The organism is Pantoea sp. K16 (genome assembly GCF_048452805.1).
Taxonomy (GTDB): domain Bacteria; phylum Pseudomonadota; class Gammaproteobacteria; order Enterobacterales; family Enterobacteriaceae; genus Pantoea; species Pantoea agglomerans.
Map to the genome: position 1 here is coordinate 53,963 of NZ_JBLWNV010000020.1, position 6,374 is coordinate 60,336.

A 6,374-nucleotide genomic window follows, 5' to 3' on the forward strand; every position below is an offset into this window, starting at 1 on the left:
CTGACGGTTACAGACCCAGCAGCAGCTGACGCTCCAGCTGGGGATCCACCATCGTCACATGTAATCCCACCAGCCGCACGCCGCGCCCGGCACGACGCTCATCCCAGGTTTTACGGGCGATGGCAATCATGTCCTCTTTATTCAGCACCGGCCAGATATGCTCCTGGGTCGTCTGCTGAAAATCACTGAACTTCAGTTTGACGCCCTGTCGCGCCACCTGCTTGTCAGGTCGGATCTGCGTCAGCCGGCGTTCCAGTTCGGCGTAGAGAAAATCGATAATTTCCAGGCAGGCATCCCAGTCGCTGATATCTTCCGCCAGCGTCCGTTCAACCCCCAGCGATTTACGCTCGCGCTCAACGATCACGCTGCGGTCATCAATGCCATTGCTGCGCTCCCACAGCACCCGGCCAAACTTGCCAAAGCGCTTTAACAGCAGCGCTAAGTCTGCCTTTTGCACGTCGCCACAGGTTACCAGCCCCATCTCTTCCAGCTTTTTGGCCGAGACCTTGCCGACGCCAGGGATCTTCGCCAGCGGCAGGGTCAGCAGAAAACCGGACATCTCCGGCGGGGTAATCACGAACTGCCCGTCCGGCTTATTGAGGTCAGAGGCGATCTTCGCCAGAAATTTAATCGGGGCGATGCCCGCTGAGGCGGTAAGCCCGGTTTCACGGTAGATGGTGGCGCGGATCGCCTGCGCCATCAGCGTGGCAGAGCCGTGACAGTGGGGGCTGTCGGTGACATCCAGGTAAGCTTCATCAAGGGAGAGCGGTTCAATCAGCGGCGTATAACGGGTAAAGATGTCGCGGATCTGCGCGGAGGCTTCTTTATAGGCGTCAAAGCGTCCTGGCAGCAGACGCAGATGCGGGCATAACTTGAGGGCCATGCCGGTTGGCATCGCGCTGCGCACGCCAAATTTGCGCGCCGGATAGTTGGCGGTGCTGATCACGCCGCGACGTTCGCGGCTGCCACCAATGGCGATCGGGATGTCGCGCAGCTGGGGATTATCACGCATCTCCACCGCGGCATAGAAGCAGTCCATATCGACATGAATGATTTTACGCATACCCCCTCCGGCACTGGATAAGTATACAGTTGGCAGGGGTAACTGCAATATTTGTCGCGCTGACGATTAAAGTTTACAAATTTCTGGCCGAATATCCTTCAGTAAATCGCGAATTTGGCTGACGCCGTCTTGCTAAAAAAACAGACAATGTTTAATGTTGCGCTGCGGTAGCGGACAGTTCCGATAATGCAAACAGAGACGCACATTTTGCGTCATGTTCTCTTCACCTCAAGGTACACACAGCATGGGCAAAATCGCACTCCTGTTTGCGATGATTTTACTGCCAGCCCTCAGCATGGCAATGACACCCGAACCCGTCTCAACGGCACCGGTCAGCAAAGAATTAAAGAAGCAGTTACTCGGCACCCCGGTCTATATCCAGATCTTCAAGGAAGAACGCACGCTCGAACTCTACGGCAAAATCGGTAACGAATACCGCCTGCTGGACACCTACCGCATCTGTAACTTTTCTGGCGGCCTCGGCCCGAAACGTCGTGAAGGCGATTTCAAAAGCCCGGAAGGTTTTTACAACGTGAAGCTGAATCAGCTGAAGCCGGATAGCCGGTTTTATCGCGCGATCAACATCGGCTTTCCGAATCAGTACGATCGTAATCAGGGCTACAGCGGCAATTACCTGATGATTCATGGCGACTGTAAGTCGATTGGCTGCTATGCCATGACTAACGCCTATATGGATGAGATTTTTACCTATGTGAATGCCGCACTGCGTAACGGCCAGCAGGATATCAGCATCAGCATCTATCCATTCCGCATGACCGACAGCAATATGCAGCGTCACCGCTACTCCACCTATGCCAGTTTCTGGCAGCAGCTGCAGCCGGGATACGCTTACTTTGCTAAATATCATCAGCCGCCGATGGTTAATGTCGCCAGCGGTAAATATGTGATGAACAGCAGCCCGGCACCGGTTTTAGCCAGTCCCGAAGCCGCTTCACGTTCATTCCTGGCGCTCTCCAAGGCAGAATAACGCCCATTCACCTGGCACGATCCGCTGCCAGGTTTCATTGGCCGTCAGTGGCTGCGTAGCAATCACCGTCACCACGTCATGCGGCGTGGTGTGCTGCTGAAAATCGACCTCCACATCCTGATCCAGTAACTGCGCCCGGCCAAAGGGTGCGCGACGGGTGATCCAGTAAAGATTGGTGGAGCAAAAGGCCATCAGATAACGGCCGTCTGACAGCAGCATGTTAAACACGCCCTTCTGCCGCAACGTGCCGGCAAGCTCCCCGATAAAACGAAATACAGCAGGCCAGTTGCCTGGCGTACGTGGATAGCGCGTCGCCAGCTGATGCAGGATCCAGCAGAACGCCTTCTCGCTGTCCGTTTCGCCTACTGGCCGGAATGTGCCGGTCTCCAGCTGCCGATAGCCCCTGAGCTGCCCGTTGTGCGCATAGGTCCAGTTACGGCCCCACAACTCACGGGTAAACGGGTGGGTATTTTCCAGCGACACCTGCCCGCGATTCGCCTGGCGGATGTGCGCCACCACCGAATGCGATTTGATCGGATACTCCTGCACCAGACGCGCAATCGGCGAGTTAAAGCTCGGCAGCGGATCTTTAAACGTACGACAACCTTTATCTTCGTAGAAGGTAATGCCCCAGCCATCTTTGTGAGGCCCGGTTCCACCGCCACGCTGAACCAGACCGGTAAAGCTGAAACAGATATCCGTGGGAACATTGGCGCTCATCCCGAGCAATTCGCACATAGCCACCGCCTTAGAGTAAGCGGCCTCCCGTCAGGCGGGAGGCCAGCGCAGTTACTTCACCATCTCTTTTTCGATCAGCAGCATCAGGATGTGGATCACTTTAATGTGGATCTCCTGGATGCGATCGGCATAACCAAAGTGTGGCACCCGGATTTCAATGTCGGCACTGCCTGCCATCTTACCGCCATCTTTACCGGTCAGGGTGATCACTTTCATCCCCTGCGCACGGGCAGCTTCAATCGCTTTAATGATATTGGCAGAGTTACCGGAAGTTGAGAGGCCCAGCAGCACATCGCCCGGACGCCCTACCGCTTCCACATAGCGTGAAAAGACATAGTCATAACCAAAATCATTACTGACGCAGGAGAGATGGCTGACATCAGAGATGGCAATCGCCGGATAGCCAGGACGATTTTCGCGGTAGCGACCGGTCAGCTCTTCAGCGAAATGCATCGCATCGCAATGTGAACCGCCGTTACCGCAGGAAAGCACCTTGCCGCCCGCCTTAAAGCTGTCAGCCAGCAGCACCGCAGCACGCTGGATCGCATGGATATTGGCCTCGTCGCTGAGGAATTTATTCAGCGTATCAGCAGCTTCATTAAGCTCAGAGCGGATAATGTCCTGGTACATAGGGATGTCCTTTTTTAGGAGAGGTTAATCGCAGCAAGTTTAACGGAATGGCCGGTCAGCGCAAAGCGTCATGCCATGGCTGGCCAGGCAGTGGCGGCGATTATCACTGCAGCGGGTGATGCAAAAATGGACAGAAATCGGTTTTTGTGAGGCAGGTTGTAATTGCGATGTAAACAAATTGATAAATCAACCCAACTGATCTAAACCTCTCTACATAACAGGTCAGACCTCTTACTACTTGGAGCGGTTCATTATGATGGTTGTCTCGATACTTGCCACGGTGGCGCTGATTGGCGCCCTGTTCTATCACCGCCTGTCGTTGCGGCTCAGCAGCGCGATTCTGCTGCTGTGGACTGCTGCGATGGCTTTTGCTCACCTCTGGACGCCATGGTTACTGTTGCCGCTGGCGATCATCCTGCTGCCGTTCAACCTGCCGTCACTGCGCCGCAGCCTGTTTTCAAAGCCGATGTTTCAGCGCTTCCAGCAGGTGATGCCGCCGATGTCACGCACCGAAAAAGAAGCGATCGATGCGGGCACCACCTGGTGGGAAGGCGATCTGTTTCAGGGCAAACCAGACTGGCAGAAGCTGCACAACTATCCGCAGCCGCGCCTGACTGCCGACGAGCAGGCTTTTCTCAATGGTCCGGTTGAAGAAGCATGCCGCATGGCCAACGATTTCCAGATCACCCATGAGCTGGCCGATATGCCGCCGGAACTGTGGGCTTATCTGAAAGAGCATCGTTTCTTCGCGATGATTATCAAAAAAGAGTATGGCGGACTCGATTTCTCAGCCTATGCGCAGGCCTGCGTGCTGCAAAAACTGTCGGGCGTCTCAGGGATTCTGGCGATTACCGTGGGCGTGCCTAACTCGTTAGGTCCGGGCGAACTGCTGCAACACTACGGCACTGAAGAGCAGAAAAATCACTATTTACCCCGGCTGGCACGCGGCGATGAGATCCCCTGCTTTGCGCTGACCAGTCCGGAAGCGGGCTCAGATGCCGGAGCCATCCCCGATACCGGCGTGGTCTGCATGGGCGAGTGGCAGGGTCAGCAGGTGCTGGGCATGCGGCTGACCTGGAACAAGCGCTATATTACGCTGGCGCCGATCGCCACCGTGCTGGGGCTGGCATTTAAACTCTCCGACCCGGATCATCTGCTCAGCGATAACGAAAATCCTGGCATTACCTGTGCGCTGATCCCGACCAACACGCCCGGCGTGGAGATTGGCCATCGCCACTTCCCGCTTAACGTGCCGTTCCAGAACGGGCCGACACGCGGCAATAATATCTTTGTACCGATTGACTATATTATCGGCGGCCCACAAATGGCCGGTCAGGGCTGGCGGATGCTGGTGGAGTGTCTGTCTGTGGGTCGCGGCATTACGCTGCCATCGAACTCAACCGGCAGCCTGAAAAGTGTGGCGCTGGCGACAGGCGCCTATGCCCATATCCGTCGTCAGTTCCGCGTCTCAATCGGTAAGATGGAAGGGATTGAAGAGCCGCTGGCGCGCATTGCCGGTAACGCCTACGTGATGGATGCGGCGGCTACGCTGATTACCGCCGGTATTATGCAGGGTGAAAAACCGGCAGTGCTGTCAGCGATTGTGAAATATCACTGCACCCATCGCGGTCAGCGCGCCATTATCGACGCCATGGATATTGCCGGCGGTAAAGGCATTATGCTGGGTAACAGCAACTTCCTGGCCCGCGCCTATCAGGGTGCGCCTATCGCCATCACGGTGGAAGGGGCTAATATTCTGACCCGCAGCATGATTATCTTCGGACAGGGTGCGATTCGCTGCCATCCTTACGTACTGCAGGAGATGGCGGCAGCAGCCAGCAACGATGTTAACGCGTTTGATCAGGCGCTGTTCAGCCACATCGGTCATGTCGGCAGCAGCACCATGCGCAGCCTGTGGCTGGGCTTAACCGCCGGACGCACCAGCGCCACCCCGACCCGCGATGGCACCCGTCGTTACTATCAGCATCTGAACCGCATCAGTGCCAACCTGGCGTTGCTCTCTGATGTGTCGATGGCGGTGCTGGGCGGCAGCCTGAAACGTCGTGAGCGTATTTCGGCGCGTCTGGGCGATGTGCTGAGCCAGCTCTATCTCGCCTCGGCGACGCTGAAACGCTATGACGATGAAGGCCGCAACGAAGCCGATCTGCCGCTGGTGCACTGGGGCGTGCAGGATGCGTTACATCAGGCGGAAGTCGCGATGGACGATCTGCTGCGTAATTTCCCGAACCGTCTGGTCGCGGGCGCATTGCGGATGACTATTTTTGCAGGCGGTCATCACTGCCCTGCTCCGTCTGACCGTCTGGACCATCAGCTGGCAAAACTGCTGCAACAGCCGTCAGCTACCCGCAGCCGTCTGGGCCGTGGTATGTACCTGACGCCCAGCGAGCACAACCCTGCCGGTCAGCTGGAACAGGCATTGCAGGATGTGATGGCGGCAGAAGTGATCCATGACAGGCTGTGCAAACAGACGAAGCAGCACCTCTCCTTTACCCGGCTGGATGCGCTGGCGAAGCGCGCGCTGGAGCAGGGCTGGATTGATGCTAAAGAGGCTGAAGTGTTGCAGCGTGCTGAGGCCAGCCGCCTGCGTTCGATTAACGTCGATGAGTTTGAGGCGGATGCGCTGGCAGTGCCGGTGCCAGAGAAAGCCCCTCAGGCTGCGTCGCGGGCGAGTGAGGCAGCATAGGGTTAGCGTTGCTCTGCAGCACCGGCTCAGGGGAAATCTGACCGCAATAATTAAGCCCAAAGCGCAGGGAATAGGGTCAGAAGAGGAAAGCCGACATCACGTCGTAATGCTGAACAGTTAAGATTAGATTTGTAAAGGCTGTCACGGTCAAACGTGGCAGCTTTTTTTCCGGGCGAGCGAGCCGCAGTGCGGGCCTGAGCACCTCTGCTGCTGCCGGGCCGTCCTCGCGCCGCTCACGCGGTACCTTCGGC

At 56.7% G+C, this 6,374-nt stretch carries 5 protein-coding genes; 2 read left to right on the forward strand and 3 right to left on the reverse strand.

Annotated elements, in window-relative coordinates; genetic code table 11:
* Positions 1–7: 7 nt before the first annotated feature.
* Positions 8–1,063, reverse strand: coding sequence for a DNA polymerase IV (gene dinB, locus ACK13D_RS21005; RefSeq protein ID WP_010255185.1), 1,056 nt, complete (start codon positions 1,061–1,063; stop codon positions 8–10).
* 244 nt (positions 1,064–1,307) lie between these two features.
* Here dinB and dpaA point away from each other — a divergent pair, with 244 nt between their 5' ends.
* Positions 1,308–2,051 carry a peptidoglycan meso-diaminopimelic acid protein amidase gene (gene dpaA, locus ACK13D_RS21010; protein ID WP_010255183.1) on the forward strand — a complete coding sequence of 248 codons (744 nt, stop codon included), beginning with the start codon at positions 1,308–1,310 and terminating at the stop codon, positions 2,049–2,051.
* Here the strand turns inward: dpaA and ACK13D_RS21015 are convergent.
* Positions 2,022–2,789, reverse strand: coding sequence for a class II glutamine amidotransferase (locus ACK13D_RS21015; protein ID WP_010255181.1), 768 nt, complete (start codon positions 2,787–2,789; stop codon positions 2,022–2,024). The genes dpaA and ACK13D_RS21015 overlap by 30 nt on opposite strands.
* A gap of 51 nt (positions 2,790–2,840) precedes the next feature.
* Positions 2,841–3,419: a D-sedoheptulose 7-phosphate isomerase gene (gene lpcA, locus ACK13D_RS21020; protein WP_010255178.1), complete on the reverse strand. Its 579-nt coding sequence runs from the start codon at positions 3,417–3,419 to the stop codon at positions 2,841–2,843.
* A gap of 253 nt (positions 3,420–3,672) precedes the next feature.
* Here lpcA and fadE point away from each other — a divergent pair, with 253 nt between their 5' ends.
* Entirely contained in the window at positions 3,673–6,123 is a 2,451-nt protein-coding gene (gene fadE / locus ACK13D_RS21025; protein ID WP_010255176.1) for an acyl-CoA dehydrogenase FadE, read from the forward strand.
* Positions 6,124–6,374: the final 251 nt, after the last annotated feature.

Excerpts from the sequence above, each read along its gene's own strand:
- fadE (WP_010255176.1), top strand. The coding sequence starts at position 3,673 with ATGATGGTTGTCTCGATACTTGCCACGGTGGCGCTGATTGGCGCCCTG.
- ACK13D_RS21015 (WP_010255181.1), bottom strand. The coding sequence starts at position 2,789 with ATGTGCGAATTGCTCGGGATGAGCGCCAATGTTCCCACGGATATCTGT.
- dpaA (WP_010255183.1), top strand. The coding sequence starts at position 1,308 with ATGGGCAAAATCGCACTCCTGTTTGCGATGATTTTACTGCCAGCCCTC.
- lpcA (WP_010255178.1), bottom strand. The coding sequence starts at position 3,419 with ATGTACCAGGACATTATCCGCTCTGAGCTTAATGAAGCTGCTGATACG.
- dinB (WP_010255185.1), bottom strand. The coding sequence starts at position 1,063 with ATGCGTAAAATCATTCATGTCGATATGGACTGCTTCTATGCCGCGGTG.